Here is a 15991-nt window from a genome sequence, read left to right as displayed (position 1 = left end):
GCAGCGCTTGAAGTTTTGCTGGATCCGTCGTCATCGGGGGCCGCCGTGATCGCTTGTCCGTACGCGCCCATGGCGTCCTCGTGACGACCGAACAGGTCGCCGCGCCGGCCGTAAGGCCGCCGGTCCGCGGTCGCTCCAGCGGTGGCCGGCAGCCCAAAGGCGACCTGTGGCTGCTGGTCCTGCCGGCCCTCGTCCCGATCCTGCTGCTCAGCGTGGTCCCGCTGGTGCAGGGCATGGCGCTGGGTTTCACCGACTCCAAGCTCGGCCTCGGCGCCACCACGCGGTTCACCGGCCTGGACAACTTCGGCCGGCTGTGGGGCAACGACCTGTTCTGGAATTCGTTCCGGATCGGGGTGATCTGGGCGGTCGCGGTGACCGGCCTGCAGTTTCTGTTGGCGATGGGCTTGAGCCTGCTGCTGAACGAAAACCTGCGGTTGCGGTGGCTTGTCTGTACGCTCGCACTCACTCCCTGGGCGATGCCGCCGGTGATCATTGCCATCACCTGGAAACTCCTCCTGGACCCGACCGTCGGGCCGGTCAGCTCGACCCTTTCGGCCGCCGGGTTGGTGGACGGTTCGGTGAATCTGTTGGGAGACTTCCGGTATGCGTTGCCGGCGGTCATCGCGGTCGGTGTGTGGGTGGGAATGCCGCAAACCACCATCACACTTTTGGCTGGCCTGCAGTCAATTCCGGCCTCGCTGCACGAAGCCGCTGCCGTCGACGGCGCTGGCGCCGTGCGGCGGTTTTTCAGTGTCACACTCCCGCAACTGCGTCCGGTGATCGTCGCGATCACCGCGCTGGACGTGATTTGGAATTTCAACTCCTTCGCGCTGGTGTACGTCCTCACCGCCGGCGGCCCGGGCGGGCAGACCATGTTGCCGATGCTTTTCGCGTACAACGAGGCTTTCCGCTACGGCCAGTTCGGTTACGCCTCGGCGATGGGCGACGTGATGGTCGTGTTGGTCGTCATCGTGCTGATCGTCTACCTCCGATCGACGTTGCGAGGGACCAAATGAACCGGACACCGCTCGCCGGCCGGATCGCGCAGTACGTCGCTTTGGCCGCATACATGGTCTTTCTGGCCTTCCCGCTGCTCTGGCTGCTCTCGGTTTCTTTGAAGAGCCCGGCCGAGCTCGCCTCGGTCTCGCCGCACCTGATCCCACGCGGATTCGATTTCGGCAATTACGTCGAAGCCTTTACCCAGCAGGGCTTGCCCGGCGCGGCCTGGAACAGCACCGTGGTGGCGATTGGCAGCATGCTGCTGACCATCGTGGTGGCGTTGCCCGCGGCGTACGCACTGGGGCGGTTTCGCAGTGTGTTGGGACCGATCGCGACCATGTGGATCCTGGTCAGCCAGGTCTTTCCGGTGGTGTTGATCGCGATCCCGCTCTTTATGATCATTCGCGGAATTGGTTTGCTCAACACCCTTCCCGGGTTGATCCTGGTCTATTTGGTGTGGACGTTGCCTTTCGCGTTGTGGATGCTGCGCGGGTACGTCAGCGCGCTGCCGATCGAGCTGGAGGAAGCGGCTGCGGTCGACGGCGCCAGCCGGCCGCGGATCCTGCTGAGCGTGGTGCTGCCGCTGCTAAGGCCAGGCATCATCGCGACCGCGATGTTCGCCTTCATCTCCGCGTGGAACGAGTTCTTTTTCGCTTTGGTGCTGCTGAAAAGCGACACGCTCACGCTGCCGCTCGTACTGGCCCGGTTCGTCGGCGCGGAAGGCAAGGTGAGCCTCGGACCGCTCGCCGCGGCCTCGGTTTTCGCCACCCTGCCGAGCCTGGCCATTTTTGCCATCGTCCAACGGCGGTTGACTTCCGGCCTGCTCGCGGGCGCGGTCAAGGGATAGGGGAGTTCGGATGAAACGACGGGCGCTGATGGGCGCGTTGGCCGGTGCGGCGGTGTCCGGGCTGGTGGCCGGCTGCGGCGGTGGTGATGCGGAGCTGAGGAACGGCGTGGTGACGCTGTCGTTCCAGAGCCTCGCGTACCAGAAACCGACCATCACCGCGGTCAAGAAGATCGTTTCGGACTGGAACAAGGCGAATCCGAAGATCCAGGTGACGTACCAACAGGGCAGCTGGGACGCCGTGCACGACCAACTCGTCACCCAGTTCGCCGGCGGCACCGCCCCGACGATCATCCACGACGAGGCGGCCGACATCGCCGGCTTCGCCCAGCAGGGCTTCCTCGCCGACCTCGGGCCGTATCTTTCCCCGGACGTCAAGGCAAACGTGCCCAAGGGCATCTTGGACACGGTGACCACGGACGGCAAGACGTACGCGGCGCCGACCCTGTTGCAGTCGTACGTTGTCTTCGCGAACACCGATCTGCTGCAGAAGCAGGGCGTGACCGTACCAACCGGCGGCACGATGAGCTGGGAAACCCTGGCCGCCGCTGCGAAGCAGGCGACGAAGGGTGGGGTCTATGGCCTCGGCTGGGGTCTGAAACAGCCGACCGCCGCGGTGATGAGCCTGGCACTGAACTTCGGCGGCAAGTTCTTCACCGGGGCTGGACAGGACGCCAAGGTTTCCGTTGGTGACGCCGAAACGCAGGTGCCCAAGCGCATCCACGACATGGCCTACGTGGACAAATCCATCGCCTTGACCACCCTGACCCAGTCCGGCACCGACATCCTTCCCGACTTCTACGCTGGCAAATACGCGATGATCGTCGCGGGCAGCTACGTCGCCCAGCAGATCACCGAAGAGGCACCGAAAACCTTCCACTGGCAGGTGCTGCCAGGCCTCGCCGGCACTTCACCCAACCAGGCGGCCGATCCCCAAACGCTGTCCGTTTCGGCCACCAGTAAGCACATTCCCGAGGCGACCCAGTTCATCAACTATTTCATGAAGGCGCAGAACCTGGCCGCGGTCGGCCAGGGCGACTGGCTGATCCCCACCACCGGCCCGGCCCGCGACGCGATCTCCCAGGCCACCGGCGGGAAATCCGGCTGGTCGCAGACCCTGGCCGGCGCCACCAGCATGACCGACGCGCCCTTCCAGTCCGTCACCAACTACCCGCGCTGGAAAGACCAGATCGCCACCCCTGCCTTTCAGCAATATCTCGGAAACAAGATTACCCTCGACCAGCTGACCGGACAACTCACCAAAGGCTGGTCCCAGGTCAACCAATGACTTTTGGACCAACAACGGAAACCAGGCGCGTGGACGACGACTTTTCTGAGCTGAGGCACGAGTTCGAGGCAGCTGATGGCAGCTTCCTCATCGGGCTGCGCTCCCGGCTGGAATGGGATCGAGCGGCCTTCAGCCGTTTGGAACAGGCGATGCGAGCGGCCTGCTCGCGATGCCAAGGTCAGGATCTGTTGGAGCGGTGGATGGCCGACGGGTTCCACTACGTCAGTCGATTCGTACGGGACTGGACATCGCACCCGAACTTTCCCCGACCCGAACCGCTGAGCTATCACCACGACTGCCTCGAACGACTGGACGACCTCGCCGACTGGTTCTTCCACGGCAGCCACAATTACCAGGATCCGCACGTGTGGCGGGACCTCTAAATGCCTGGTTACCTGCGGCGCGTCAGCCAGCGAACCAGCCAGCCCGCCGTCCAGCAGACACGCTTAGAACGGTGGCGGTGGGTATTCGTCGTTGGGCGTCACGTCGTACATACGACCGGTGGGGCTGGTCCAAAGGAACCGGCCTGGCGTCGGCTGGGTGACCGTCCAGCCGTGTTCCTTGATGTCGTTATGGAATTTGCAGGCTGGTCCGGCACTGTCGTACGCGGTCTTGCCTTCCGGTTCGCGGAAGGGGATGGTGTGGTCGAATTCCCAGGTCGCCGCTGGTCGGTTGCAGGCGGGGCCACAGCATCGTTGGTCGCGTGCGTTGACCAAGTCGCGTAGCGCCTTGGTGGGGCGATAGCGCGTACGGCCATAGCCCGCGGAGAACACTGAGTTGCGGATAGGTCCGTGACTGTAAGACCGACGCTCCTCCTTGACCGCTTTGCAGGGCGAGCCCGAGCCGATTCGCCGGGTTCCACCCGTACCGCACGCCTCCAGGTACCAGGTCGCCGCCAGTACCTTGACAGGCACAGTACTTGGGCGTACGTTGTGCATCGGAGGTGGTGAGATGAGCGCAAACAGGATCACATCCGATTTGTTGCGTGGGAATACCGACACGATGATTTTGCGACTGTTGACGGAGTCGGACTGCTATGGCTACGAGATCGTCAAGGTGATTGCCGAGCGTTCGCACGGTGAGTACGAGCTGAAGGAAGCCACGATGTATTCCAGTGTCCGGCGCTTGGAGACGGACGGCGACATCACGTGGTATTGGGGCGAGGGGTCCCAAGGTGGCCGGCGCAAATACTTCCGGATCACCGACAAGGGCAGGGCGACCTATGCCCGCAATAAGAGCAACTGGGAGTACGCGAAGCGCGTGCTTGACACATTGGTCTGAGGAGACAAATCGATGAGCGACAAACTGAACGAATACGTGGACGGCGTTTTTGCTCCGTACGAGGGTGCGAAGAGCATCACCGAGCTGAAGGCCGACCTTCTCGCGGATCTACACGAACGGTTCCTTGAGCTCAAGGCTGAGGGCAAGGACGACGCGGCGGCTTTCGAGTTGACCATTGACAGCATTGGCGATATCGAGCAGACCGTACGAGAGGTCTCCAACCTTTCTCGATCGCTCGAGCGTCAACTGGTGACGAGGTTCGATGCCAGTGATCTGAGGGGAAGCGACTTCGCCGGCGTGGTGGCGCCGAACCGGAAGTTCGAATCGAGCGCGTTGCGCGGCTCCGATTTCTCTCGCGCGGATCTGACCGGCAGTTCATTCAAGAGCAGTGATGTGGCGGACTCGAATTTTGACGGCGCTAATCTCACCGATGTGAACATGTCGGTGATCGACCTGTCCCGAGCAACATTCCGTGGCTCTATACTGGTGCGTACGGACTTCAGCAAGTCAGGTCTGAACGAGGCCCGATTCGCCGAGGTCGCTCTCACGGACGTCAAGCTCCGCATGACCGACCTGCGGCGCACGACTTTCGAGAACTGCACCTTCACCGGAGTAGATTTCACCGCCTCCGATCTGCGCGGCGTGAACCTGGATGGGGCGGTCTTCACCAGCGTGAAATTCGACAAGACGGCGATGACCGGTGTCACGTTCCGTGGCGCGATGCTGCGGGATGTGTCCTTCCGTTACTGGAGCAAGAAATACCGCACTGTTTTCGATGGAGCCCGAATGGACAAGCTGACGTACGCCGGTCTCAAGGGCATGGGTGCGGACCTGTCAAACGTGATCGTGGAATAGGGAGTTAAAAATGCAGGAGAAGGGCGTGGCGATCCAGGTTCACGGATTGCGGAAGTCCTATAAGGAAGTGCAAGTGCTGAAGGGTGTCGACTTCGAGGTGGCGAGCGGAAGCATTTTCGCCCTGCTCGGATCCAACGGCGCGGGCAAGACCACGATCGTGCGAATCCTCAGTACTCTGCTCAAGCCGGACGAGGGCACGAGCCGTGTAAACGGATTCGACGTGCTGTCGGAACCGGCGCGGGTAAGGGAATCGATCAGCCTGACCGGCCAGTTCGCGGCGGTGGACGAAGTTCTCACCGGCCGGGAGAACCTGATCATGATCGCCGAGCTGCGGCGGGTGAAAGGTGCGCGCAAAGTGGCTGACGATCTGCTCGTACGATTCGGCCTCGCCGACGCCGCGGACCGCCGGGTGTCGACATATTCCGGCGGCATGCGCCGTCGCCTTGACATCGCCATGAGTCTTATCGGCCGCCCGCCGATCATTTTCCTGGATGAACCGACCACCGGCCTGGATCCAGAAGCCCGCATCGAGGTATGGCAGGTGATCCAGAACCTCGCTGACAGTGGGACGACCGTGTTGCTGACGACCCAGTATCTCGACGAGGCGGAGAAACTCGCCGACCGGATCGCGATTCTGCACGAAGGCACAATCATCGTGTCCGGCACGTTGGCGGAGCTGCGAAAGCTGCTCCCGCCGGCGAAGGTCGAATACGTGGAACGGCAGCCCACCCTCGAGGAGATTTTTCTGGCGATAGTCGGAAGCGACAAGAAGGCGCAACGATGAACACATCTTTCTTCAACAGTACGCGCGTGATGGTCAAGCGTTCCATGCGACACGTCACCCGCAGCATGGACACCATCATCACGGTGACCATCATGCCGATCGCCTTCATGCTGTTGTTCGTATACGTCCTGGGCGGCGCCATCAAGGCGGGCACTGACAACTACGTGAACTACCTGCTGCCCGGCATCTTGCTCATCGCGATTTCCAGTGGCATTTCCTATACTGCTTTCCGCCTGTTCAACGACCTGAAAAGTGGCATCTTCGAAAGATTCCACTCGATGCCGATCGCCCGTTCGTCGGTGCTGTGGGGACATGTCCTGACCTCGTTGGTGTCCAACGCCATATCGGTCGTGGTCATTATCCTGGTGGCACTCGTCATGGGTTTCCGCTCGTCTGCCGGGGTGCTGCCGTGGCTCGCAGTGGTCGGCATTCTCGTACTCTTCACGATGATGCTGACCTGGATAGCGGTGATCGCCGCGCTGTCCGCGAAATCCACCGACGGGGCGATCGCCTTTTCGTATCCACTCATCTTCCTTCCATTCCTCAGCTCGGCGTTCGTGCCCACCGCTTCGATGCCGGGACCAGTACGCGTCTTTGCCGAAAACCAGCCGGTCACCTCGATCGTCAACACGATCAGAGCGTTGTTTGAGCAGCGGCCAGTCGGAAGCGACATCTGGATAGCTCTCGCCTGGTGCGTGGGCCTTCTTCTTGTCGGCTATGTGCTCGCCGTCGTGGCTTACCGTCGCAAAATCGCCTGAGACAAGCGGATCGGCCGAGAGAACCAGATCGCTTGGGGACAGGTCCCGGGTGCGCGTCGTACTGTCCCGAAAACGGAAGGGACGGGTGTGATGCGCGGAAAATGGTGGATGGCGACAATGGTCGCCGTGGTCTTGGTGATCGTCGGGTTTTCGCCTGGTCAGGCTGCCGCGGATGGCCCTGATCGCTGGGAGATCAGTCCCGGAGTGACATTGCCGTACTACGCCAGCTATCCGCTTTCCGGCTCGTCCAAGGTCACCGGCGCGGTGGTCGTCATCCATGGCACCGAGCGGAACGCGGAGCACTACTTCGAGCTGACGCAACGGGCCGCGGCGGCGTTCGGCGACAAGGCCGAGATCGTCGCACCCTGGTTCCAAACCAACGACGACAAGCCGTCCAGTTCGGACGCGTACTGGACAAATGGTGGCGATGGATCGTGGAAGGACGGCGGCGACGCGGTCCGACCGAAGGGCCTCAGCTCGTACGACGTGATCGACCAGATCCTGCGGAAGCTGGCGGACAAGTCGACATTCCCGCACCTGACGAAAATCACCCTGCTGGGACATTCAGCCGGCGCGCAGTTCATCCAGCGGTACGCGGCGGGAGCGCCATCGATTGCCGCCAACATCCACATTGTGGTGGCGAACCCGTCGTCGTACCTCTATTTGAACTCCACACGGCCGGCCAGTACGTCGGGTTGCTCGGACTACAACGACTACAAGTACGGCTTGGATAATCGCAATCGCTACATGCGGACGTCGAGCGACGAGAAGATCGTGCAGCAGTACACCTCGCGTCAGGTGACCTACCTGCTGGGTGAAGCCGACACCGTACAGAACGGCGACATGGACGAGTCGTGTCCGGCGAATGCTCAGGGCGAGAACCGTTTTGAGCGGGGAAAGTTCTACTTCTCGGCCATTCACTCCGCCTATCCGTCGGCTCCACAGGATCTGTCGACGGTGCCAGGGGTCGGCCATGACAACGAAGCGATGATCAACTCGGCGCAGGGTAAGGCCGCGATCTTCCGCGGTTGGTAACCCGGCGAATTCGCTGGACGGACCACAGATAATAGGACCATGAACGTGACAGAGCTGTTGGGGTTTCCGGCTGATGCCCGGTTGCTCATTCTCAATCTTGACGACTTCGGGATGTATCCGGCGATCAACGCAGCCGTCGTACGCTCGATCGAGGACGGGATTGCCACCTCGTGCAGCCTGATGGTCCCGTGCCCGGCCGCGCCGGCGGCGATATGCCTGCTCAGGGACCGACCGGAGATCCCGTTCGGCATCCACTTGACCCTTTTCTGCGACACGACCGACTATCGTTGGGGACCACTGAGCGCCGCTGAGAAGGTGCCATCGCTACTGGACAAGACTGGTGCGTTGTTCACCCCCAAAGAGGTTCCCACGCTGCTTGCCCAGGCGCACCTCGACGAGGTCGAGCTTGAGTTCCGTGCGCAGATTCGCGCTGTAGTCGACGCGGGCCTGACACCAACGCATCTTGATTGGCATTGCCTCGCCGACGGCGGTCGTACGGATATTCTGGAGATGACGGTGTCGCTGGCCGCGGAATACGGTCTGGCGGTGCGGATCTGGCTCGAACCCGCGTTGGGGCGATTCCGGGAACAGGGCTTGCCGGTTGTCGATCACGATTTCCTGGACAGTTTCAGCCTTGATCTCGATGGCAAAGCGGATCGTTATGCGCGCTTGCTGCGTGAAGTGCCAAGGGGGCTGACCGAGTGGGCCGTGCATCCGGGGATGGGGGATGCGCAGGCTCAGGCGATCGATCCCGGTGGTTGGCGCGTACGAAGAACCGACTACGAGTTCCTCATCTCATCGCTGGCCAGGGAAATCCTTCAGGAGGAGGAAATCTTCGTCACGGACTATCGAGCCGCCCAACGAATCTGGCCTGGGCCTTGATTTGGCCCGGTAATCGGCCCAGTCCTGGGTGATGCCGGTTTTGTCATTACCGCAGTGATCCCCGGCGCACCCAGACCGACTTCTGGATCACCGAACCCGCCATCTCAAATCAAAGACGGACCACTAGCCCGGCCAGGCCGCGATCAGGTCATCCGCGGTGAAAGAGCGGATCGGAAGATCGCCAGCCGGAGTTCGACTCACCGCGATGGGCTGGGTTTGTGGATCGACACCGGGAATCATTGCCATGTCCCGTACCAAAGTGTGGTGGTCGTGGAGGTCGAAAGGTGTGCTGGCGTGCCATTTGATACTCCCGACGAAAAGAATCTTCCCGGCGACGCCCGCGCGGTCCGCGCCCACCAGGTCGACTTCGGGATTGTTCTGGCGATTCCACCAGCCACCGACAGCCTCCACCTCCGGCCAGCCAAGTTCCGGGGCGAGGCGCAATAATGCCTCCCTTACCACCGGCTCCACCGCGCGACCCCGCCACGCTGTCCACGAGCGCTTTACTTGGCGTATCAACAAATCGGCTCGGCCTCGCTCCACCAGTGAAAGCCCTGAACGCAGAAACGCCAAGTAGAACCGAAGATAGGGGTCGGCGACCCGATAGCGTCGGTCCTTCTCCGCTGGCTTGGTGGACAGCGGTGTCTCTGCGGCGACCACTCGCTTTGCTTCCAACAACTGCAACGAGTTCGTCAATGAGCTGGCCGCCATCTGGTCGGTGCCGGTCGAGAGCTTTCCGCGGATGCCGCTCCAAGTTCGTTCACCATTGCCGATCGCGGCCAAGACGTGTTGCGCTTGTAGATGGGCGGGGAACTCGGCGGCCAGCGAGCGTTCACCGGAGACGAGAAGAGCTGAGGTGGGTTCGCTCAGTGTTGCGCAGAGGAAGGCGTCGAGGGTGTCGCCAGGCGTCCATTCCTGACAGACCAAGGGAAGTCCGCCGGTGACAAGAAAAGCGTCGATAGCATCGGCGGCCGGCAGCGCCAGCATCGACCCGACCTCGGCCGGGCTCAGCGGTGGGAGCACCATCACCGTGCCGCGTTGGTGGAATGGCCGTTCGTAGTCGTCGAGGCGCTCCATCATCGCGAGATCCGAACCAATCAGCACGAACAAGACCGGCTTTCGCGACAGGAGGGTGTCCCACGCTGTTTGCAGCGCCCCCTCCAGACTGGGGTCCGACTCCAGCAACCATGGCAGCTCATCAATGACCACGATGCTGCCCTGGTCGTCGGGCAACGCGGCGGCCAACTGACGAAACAGCGCCATCCAGCTGGACAAGACGGCTTCTGGTGCGAAGAGATCCCGCCCGGGAAGGCGCGATTCCGCTATGGCGGCGGCGAAATCGGCGCGTTGGCTGGCCGGGCTCGCGCCCTGGCTCGCCTGGAAGAAGACCGATGGCACACCGGATCGTTCGCAGAACACCTCGACGAGGCGGGATTTTCCGACCCGGCGTCGCCCACGCAGCAGAACCGCGACGCCAGGCAGGTCACGGTGTCCATCTTGGACACGGCTGAGCAGCCTCTCAAGCCGGCCAAGCTCGGTCGTACGGCCGACGAATCCACCAGTCATCGAGTTAACTCCTGTCGACTGAACTACAGTTCAGTGTAGTTCAGTCGACAGGAGTTAGCTGGCGAAGGCTGCGCGGAGAGCGGTGCCGGACTTCGCGACCGCGTCCCGGGCCGTGTCGAGCACACCGGTCATCTGGAAGAAGCCGTGGATCATGCCCTCATATTCGACAGTTTCGGTGGGCACGCCGGCGTCGGCGAGCCTCTTCGCATAGGCGGTGCCCTGATCGCGGAGCGGGTCGAATTCGGCGGTGATCACCAACGCCGGCGGCAGTCCGGAGAGGTCGGCGGTGACCGCGGGAGAGACCAGCGGATCGGCGATGTCGGCCGGATTCTCCAGGTAGTGATTGATGAACCAGTCAATGAAAGGTCTCGTCAGCAGGTAGCCTTCGGCGTTCTCGATCATCGACGGGCTGTTGTCGGCCGCGTCGGTCCCCGGGTAAATCAGCAGCTGCAGAGCCAAAGCTGGCCCGCCGCGGTCTCGCGCGAGCTGTGCCACCACGGCGCTCAGGTTGCCGCCGGCACTGTCGCCGCCCACGGCCAGCCGAGATCCGTCGCCACCGTAGTCGCCGATATGCTCGGCGACCCAAGCCGCCGCCGCGTACGCATCAGTGACGCCGGCTGGGAAGGGATGTTCGGGAGCGAGCCGATAGTCGACCGACACGACGACGCAGTCGGCGGCCACCGCCAGCGATCGGCAGGTGCGGTCATGGGTCTCGAGGCTGCCGATCACCCATCCGCCACCGTGGTAGTAGACCAGTACGGGCAGTGGCTTTCCCTCGGACGGCGTGTAAATCCGAACTGGGACAGCGCCGTTCGGGCCTGGAACCGAGGTGTCGACGACCGAGTGGACTGGGGTCGCTGGGCCGGCCAACTCGCCAAGTTGGCTCATCATCTCGCGGTTTTGTTCGACGGTAAGGTCCTGCGGTGGCGGCCCTTCGATTTGGCCATTTCCTCGAGCAGGTAGCGCACCTGGGGGTGCAGCGGCATCCGAACTCCTGTCAGCGTAGGAAGGCGAGCACCCGCTCGCGTACGGCTTCGATGGCCTCCAGCTGCACGAGGTGCCCGGCCCCATCGATCAGAACAGTGTCGGATTTCGGCAGCAGAGCGGCGAAAGACTCGGCGTAGACCGGTGGCACCAACCGGTCTTCCCGGCCCCACACCAGCAGCGTTTCGGCTCGTACGCGATGAAGGCGGCGCTTGAGCCCTTTGTCCGGGATGGGCCAGATGAAGTGCAGGATGCTCGCCATCCGCATGGCGGCCTCGAAAAGTGCCAGCGGGTCGTCGGCCGGTGGGGACAGGCCGATCGCCAGCGGGCCGGTCGGGTCCGCGAGCAGCAATTCGGGCAGTCGGGTGGCCGGGGTCGCCGCCAGGTCCAGGATCGGTGTGTCGTCTCGCCACAGCCCGAGTGGCGCGAGCAGGGCGAGTTTTCGGACCCTGCGCGGACTGTTCGCGGCCAGCTCGGCGCCGACCATGCCACCGAAGGAATGTCCGACCACCGCAGTGGTTTCCAGGTCCAACACGTCCAGCAGTTCGTCGTAATAGAGCACCAGATCCCAGATGCCACGCAACTGGCGAAGAGCGTCCTCATCTCTGGCGCCGGGATGCTCGGCCGCGTAGACAGTGTGCTCGGCGGCGAGCGCTTCCAGGAATGGATCCCAGCTGAGCCCGCCGGTGCCGTGCAGGAAGAGCACCGGATCGCCCTTCCCGGCAACCAAAACTCGGCCTTGAAGCTTTCCACCTGCCAACGGCAGAAGTCGTTCGGTGACGTGTGCGGGTGCGGCGATCGGCATTGTCATCCCCCTCAGACCGCCGCGGCATTGCGGTCGGCAGCGCCTTTTGGCCACCATTTGTGGTCCCAGCCCTCGTCCGCCCACAGTTTGCGCAGCCGCGGCAGCACTTCCTCGGCGAACAGCGTGATGTTCTTGACCGTCAGGTCATGCGGCATGGAGCCAATCTGCAGTAAGGCGTGCAAATTTCCCACCCGCAGCCCCTTCGCCACCTCGATGAGCTGTTCCGCGACGGTGTCCGGGCTGCCGCCAATCACGAAGCCTCTTTCGGTCAGCGTCTTCCAGTTCTTCTCTTCGGCGGCAGCCGCGGCGAGGTCGCCGGGCTGGCCGGTCCGGATCGCGAACTCGGCACTGCGCCGGGTCCGGTAGCCCGGAGCAGTCATGAAATGCGACGGGATATGCAGGCATTTGTTGAAGAAGTACGAGCAGTGATCGAGATACTCCTGCTCGGCTCGCTCGTCGGTCTCCGAGACACAGATCAGCTGGCTGAAGCCGGCTCTGTATGGGTTGCGGTCAACGCCGAGCTCATCCATTTTCGCCCAGAAGCCGTCCATCAGTTTCTTCGCGAACTGATAGCCGAAAAAGCTGAGGTAGCTGTACGTAAAATCGCGGTGCGCGGCGAGTTCCCAGGTTTCCACCGAGCCACCGCCGGCTAACCACACGGGCGGGTATGGCTTTTGCAGCGGCTGTGGCCAGGGGTTGACATATCGGAGTTGGTTGAATTCGCCGTTGAAAGCGAATGGTCCTTCCCGCGTCCAGGCCTGGATAATCAGGTCAACCGCCTCGCGGAACCGTGGTCGCGTCTCGGTTGGCGTGATCCCGTAACAGAAGTTGACGTCCATCGAAGTGCCGACTGGGAAACCGGCCAGCAGCCGGCCGCCGGTGAGCACGTCCAACATCGCGAATTCCTCGGCGACCCGGGTGGCTGGCGAGTAGAGCGCGAGAGTGTTGCCCAGCACGCAGATCGCGCTGTTATTGGGCGTACGACGGGCAAGCGCGGCGGCCATCAGGTTCGGCGAGGCCATGAAACCATAGCCGTTCTGGTGGTGTTCGTTGACACCAACACCATCGAAGCCCAGCTTGTCCGCCAGCTCCAGCTCGTCGAGATTCCAGTTGTAGTACTGATGGACCATCGCCGGGTCGCAGAGCGTGGTGTTCGGTGGCGTCACCCAGATGCTTTCGTGCTGTTGCTCGAAGTCGGCCGGGAGGTCCCTATACGGCATCAGGTGGAACATGATCGCCTTCACGCTGGACCTCCGGTCGCGCGGTGCCGCGGTTCACCTGTCACAGGCTATGTAACGTCCCGTCGCGATGTCTGTCAACGGCCCTGGTCAAGCCCGTCGTTCGACCCGCATCTGGAGCCGCGACGGAAGCAGCGTGGCGGAGGCCTTTTCCTTGGTGTCGCCCACCGGAACCAGCCGCCACTGGGCTGCGATCGTGCTGGTCACGGTCGCCATCTCCAGGGTGGCGAAGCCCTCGCCAACACAGTTCTGTGGCCCCGCACCGAAAGACAGAAAGGCGTGCCGCGGCGCCTGCGCCGCGCGCTCGGGCAGCCAGCGGTCCGGATCGAAGCGGTCGGCGTCGGCGTAGCTGGCCGGGTCTCGTTGCACCGCGTAAGGGCTGAAGAGCACCTGGGAACCGGCGGGCAGTTCGTACGCACCAAGCTGGAGCGGCTCGCGTACGCGCCGAGAGACGAGCCACGGCGGCGGGTAGAGGCGCAGCGTTTCGCGGGCAACCCGGTCGACAAAGGCCGAGTCGCCGGCCTGGACCTGGCGTTCCGCGTCCGGATGGGCGCCGAGCGCGTGCCACAGCCAGGCCATCGCGTTGCCGGTGGTTTCGGTGCCAGCGAACAAAATGTTGACCACTTCGTCGCGGACCTGGTTGTCGTCCAGGGCCTGGCCTGTTTCCGGGTCGCGGGCGTTGAGCAGCAGCGACAACAGGTCGCCGTTGTCCACACCGGCCGCCCGATAGCGTTGGACCACCTGGTAAACCACGCTGCGTAACCGGTTGTTGGCCGCGGTGAAGCGACGGTTGGCCGGAAGCGGAAGGCTTTCCAGCGTACGATTGGAAAGCAGCACGCGCCACGCGACGCCCCGAAGGACCGCGGGCAGGTCTTGCTGGATGGTGGTCACCGCATCGCTGCCCAAGTCCGCCGAGCACAGTGCGCGGGCAACGATTGTCAGTGCCAGGGCGCGCATCGCATCGTCGATCGCGATCACGTCGCCCGGCCGCCACTGCTTGGTCAGCTCCAACGTCGCCTCGCGCATGGTGACTTCGTGCTGTGCGACGCGTTCGCGGTGAAACGCCGGCTGCATCAGCCGGCGCCGGTCTCGATGTGCTGTCCCACTGGTCGTCGCCAGCGAATTTCCCAGCAGGGTGGCCAACTTCTCGTATTGCACACCCTTGTCGAAATGCCCCGCGTCGGCTACCAGGACCCGCCGGATCAGGTCCGTGTTATGCACTAAATAGGCCGGTGTGGTGCCCAAGTAGACGGTGGAGACATCACCGAATTGGCGCAGTGACCGGACAAACGGCAGCGGTCTGCGCACCAGCGCTGGCAAGTGTCCCAGCAGCGGCAAACGGCCGGGTGCGACCGGAATTTCCTGGCTAGACGGCATAATCGCCGGCCATGTCATAGTCGTCGTACGCCTGGGTATACATCTTCTCGTGGAAATCGACGAATCGTCTCGCCATCACCGTCGTCCGGTGATCGTGCAACCGGCCGTCGAGGTCGGTCAGCTGCTCGCCGAATGCCACCTTGTTCCTGGCGTAGAGATCAGCGAAGAAATCAAGGCCATTGGCGAAGGCGTCCATGCCCGTCCGGAGACTGTCGGACCGATAAACCTCGTAAAGGCAGATGTTGAACTCTCCGTTGAGCAGGTCCTTGCGGAACCGGTTGAGCACCGGTTCGTTGACCGCTTTGGTCAGCAGGGAGATGGCAGTGTCCAAAGGCTCGGCCCGGTCTCGCAGGTGCTGGAGGAACGCAGTTCTTTCGGTCCTGGGCATGAGCAGCAGCGGTGTCCCAATGTCATTTTGCAGGCGTACGAGCAAAGACCCGGTGTCGAAGGCGGCCAGCAGCGATCCGTCGTCGAGAGCCGCGTGATAGCCCGGATCATCTCCCAGGATTTCCCCGAAAACGGTGCCGAAGTAGCCGAGAGTGGGGGTGACCAGGATGGTTTGCGTGCTGGTCAAAACCAGGTCGTCACGGGACAGTCGAAGGGTCGTGAGCGTGCGGTCGACCGCCTCGTAGCGCTCGATCGTCCGGGCCCGCATCGCTGGTTCCGCGTGCGTGCCGGCGAGCGCGGCGAGCACATCCCGGCCGGATTCGATGTTGGCGACCAGCCCGCTCCACACCGTGTGTTCGAGCACGTCGAGATCCAGGTTTCCCACGCTGGCCGCGTACTTCTGGGCGATGGTGGAATGGAACCGCTCAGCGAGACTCTGCGCGAAACTGGAGACCTGGTGGGTGGGCGCTTTCAGGTGTGCGAGCAGCTCGGTGGCCGGCCGGGAGGTGGGATGGCAGAGGTCGTCGGCCGCGACGGTGTCGAACGCGACGACCAGGTCCCGCAGCTCGGAGTCGTCGTCGGCGCGTACGTCGGCAAGCCCGAGGCTCAGGTTGTCGGAGACCACTTCGAAAACCTGGTAAAGGTTTACCGGAAGCGCCTGGTTTACCAACGTAGGCCAGTCGTCATTGCCGCCAATGTCGGAAAGCACCGCGGTGGTCAAATGGGCGAGCTGATCCAGCGCGATGATCCGGCAGAACAGCGCCTGGTCTGGATTCTGGTCGGACAGTGCCCATCGGAAGTAGTCCCGGTGGGTGGTGTCTGGCAGGTAGCGATCAAGGTTCGCAGCCAATGCGTCACGAGTAGCACGCAGAGCGTAACGACGTCTTTCGATGACATTTGTCATGGCG

17 protein-coding genes are annotated in these 15991 nt (G+C 62.9%); 10 read left to right on the top strand and 7 right to left on the bottom strand.

The features are described 5' to 3' along the window. The first annotated feature begins 80 nt into the window (after positions 1-80). Genes ABD301_RS01025 through ABD301_RS01010 form a run of 4 tightly spaced genes read left to right on the top strand, consistent with a single transcriptional unit; the run spans position 81 to position 3514 of the window. Positions 81-1016 (top strand): carbohydrate ABC transporter permease, encoded by a 936-nt coding sequence (locus ABD301_RS01025; protein ID WP_344306246.1) that lies wholly within the window; start codon positions 81-83, stop codon positions 1014-1016. Beyond that, complete coding sequence (locus tag ABD301_RS01020) at positions 1013-1846, top strand: carbohydrate ABC transporter permease (protein WP_344306244.1); 834 nt, start codon at positions 1013-1015, stop codon at positions 1844-1846. The genes ABD301_RS01025 and ABD301_RS01020 overlap by 4 nt, the downstream gene beginning before the upstream one ends. A gap of 10 nt (positions 1847-1856) precedes the next feature. Next, positions 1857-3131 carry an ABC transporter substrate-binding protein gene (locus tag ABD301_RS01015; RefSeq protein WP_163569884.1) on the top strand — a complete coding sequence of 425 codons (1275 nt, stop codon included), beginning with the start codon at positions 1857-1859 and terminating at the stop codon, positions 3129-3131. A 29-nt stretch (positions 3132-3160) separates the two neighbouring features. Continuing rightward, the gene (locus tag ABD301_RS01010; RefSeq protein ID WP_344306241.1) at positions 3161-3514 is read left to right on the top strand and encodes a hypothetical protein; all 354 of its coding nucleotides are present in this window, start codon (positions 3161-3163) and stop codon (positions 3512-3514) included. Between the two features lie 63 nt (positions 3515-3577). Here ABD301_RS01010 and ABD301_RS01005 read toward each other — a convergent pair whose 3' ends face one another. Continuing rightward, the gene (locus tag ABD301_RS01005; protein ID WP_163569883.1) at positions 3578-3904 is read right to left on the bottom strand and encodes an HNH endonuclease; all 327 of its coding nucleotides are present in this window, start codon (positions 3902-3904) and stop codon (positions 3578-3580) included. A 178-nt stretch (positions 3905-4082) separates the two neighbouring features. On the opposite strand from ABD301_RS01005, the gene ABD301_RS01000 reads away from it, so the two are divergent. The 6 genes from ABD301_RS01000 to ABD301_RS00975 all read left to right on the top strand — a co-directional run bounded on the left by ABD301_RS01000 (position 4083) and on the right by ABD301_RS00975 (position 8726). Further along, complete coding sequence (locus tag ABD301_RS01000; RefSeq protein WP_163569882.1) at positions 4083-4412, top strand: PadR family transcriptional regulator; 330 nt, start codon at positions 4083-4085, stop codon at positions 4410-4412. A gap of 12 nt (positions 4413-4424) precedes the next feature. Beyond that, on the top strand, positions 4425-5267 hold the full coding sequence (locus ABD301_RS00995; RefSeq protein ID WP_344306238.1) for a pentapeptide repeat-containing protein: 843 nt from the start codon (positions 4425-4427) through the stop codon (positions 5265-5267). 10 nt (positions 5268-5277) lie between these two features. Then, positions 5278-6051, top strand: a complete 774-nt coding sequence (locus tag ABD301_RS00990; RefSeq protein ID WP_344306236.1) for an ABC transporter ATP-binding protein — start codon at positions 5278-5280, stop codon at positions 6049-6051. Then, complete coding sequence (locus ABD301_RS00985) at positions 6048-6809, top strand: ABC transporter permease (RefSeq protein ID WP_344306234.1); 762 nt, start codon at positions 6048-6050, stop codon at positions 6807-6809. Before ABD301_RS00990 ends, ABD301_RS00985 begins: the two co-directional genes overlap by 4 nt. 117 nt (positions 6810-6926) lie before the next feature. Further along, positions 6927-7844 (top strand): alpha/beta fold hydrolase, encoded by a 918-nt coding sequence (locus tag ABD301_RS00980; protein ID WP_344306232.1) that lies wholly within the window; start codon positions 6927-6929, stop codon positions 7842-7844. 39 nt (positions 7845-7883) lie between these two features. Then, on the top strand, positions 7884-8726 hold the full coding sequence (locus tag ABD301_RS00975) for a ChbG/HpnK family deacetylase (RefSeq protein WP_163569879.1): 843 nt from the start codon (positions 7884-7886) through the stop codon (positions 8724-8726). Between the two features lie 123 nt (positions 8727-8849). On the opposite strand, the gene ABD301_RS00970 is transcribed toward ABD301_RS00975, so the two are convergent. The 6 genes from ABD301_RS00970 to ABD301_RS00945 form a co-directional block, all read right to left on the bottom strand. Continuing rightward, on the bottom strand, positions 8850-10292 hold the full coding sequence (locus ABD301_RS00970; protein WP_344306230.1) for an ATP-binding protein: 1443 nt from the start codon (positions 10290-10292) through the stop codon (positions 8850-8852). A 54-nt stretch (positions 10293-10346) separates the two neighbouring features. Continuing rightward, positions 10347-11231: an alpha/beta hydrolase gene (locus ABD301_RS00965; RefSeq protein ID WP_425551874.1), complete on the bottom strand. Its 885-nt coding sequence runs from the start codon at positions 11229-11231 to the stop codon at positions 10347-10349. Between the two features lie 58 nt (positions 11232-11289). Next, positions 11290-12087 carry an alpha/beta fold hydrolase gene (locus ABD301_RS00960; protein WP_163569878.1) on the bottom strand — a complete coding sequence of 266 codons (798 nt, stop codon included), beginning with the start codon at positions 12085-12087 and terminating at the stop codon, positions 11290-11292. A gap of 5 nt (positions 12088-12092) precedes the next feature. Continuing rightward, the gene (locus ABD301_RS00955; protein WP_344306225.1) at positions 12093-13325 is read right to left on the bottom strand and encodes an LLM class flavin-dependent oxidoreductase; all 1233 of its coding nucleotides are present in this window, start codon (positions 13323-13325) and stop codon (positions 12093-12095) included. 84 nt (positions 13326-13409) lie between these two features. Beyond that, entirely contained in the window at positions 13410-14696 is a 1287-nt protein-coding gene (locus ABD301_RS00950) for a cytochrome P450 (RefSeq protein ID WP_344306224.1), read from the bottom strand. Further along, a complete protein-coding gene (locus ABD301_RS00945) occupies positions 14686-15933 on the bottom strand; it encodes a hypothetical protein (protein ID WP_344306222.1) in 1248 nt (415 codons plus the stop codon). The genes ABD301_RS00950 and ABD301_RS00945 overlap by 11 nt, the downstream gene beginning before the upstream one ends. Positions 15934-15991 lie beyond the last annotated feature (58 nt).

This window comes from Fodinicola feengrottensis, from assembly GCF_039530045.1.
GTDB classification, from domain to species: Bacteria; Actinomycetota; Actinomycetes; order Mycobacteriales; family HKI-0501; genus Fodinicola; species Fodinicola feengrottensis.
Note: the sequence above shows the minus strand (reverse complement) of the source record. Positions and strands in the feature narration are given on the sequence as shown.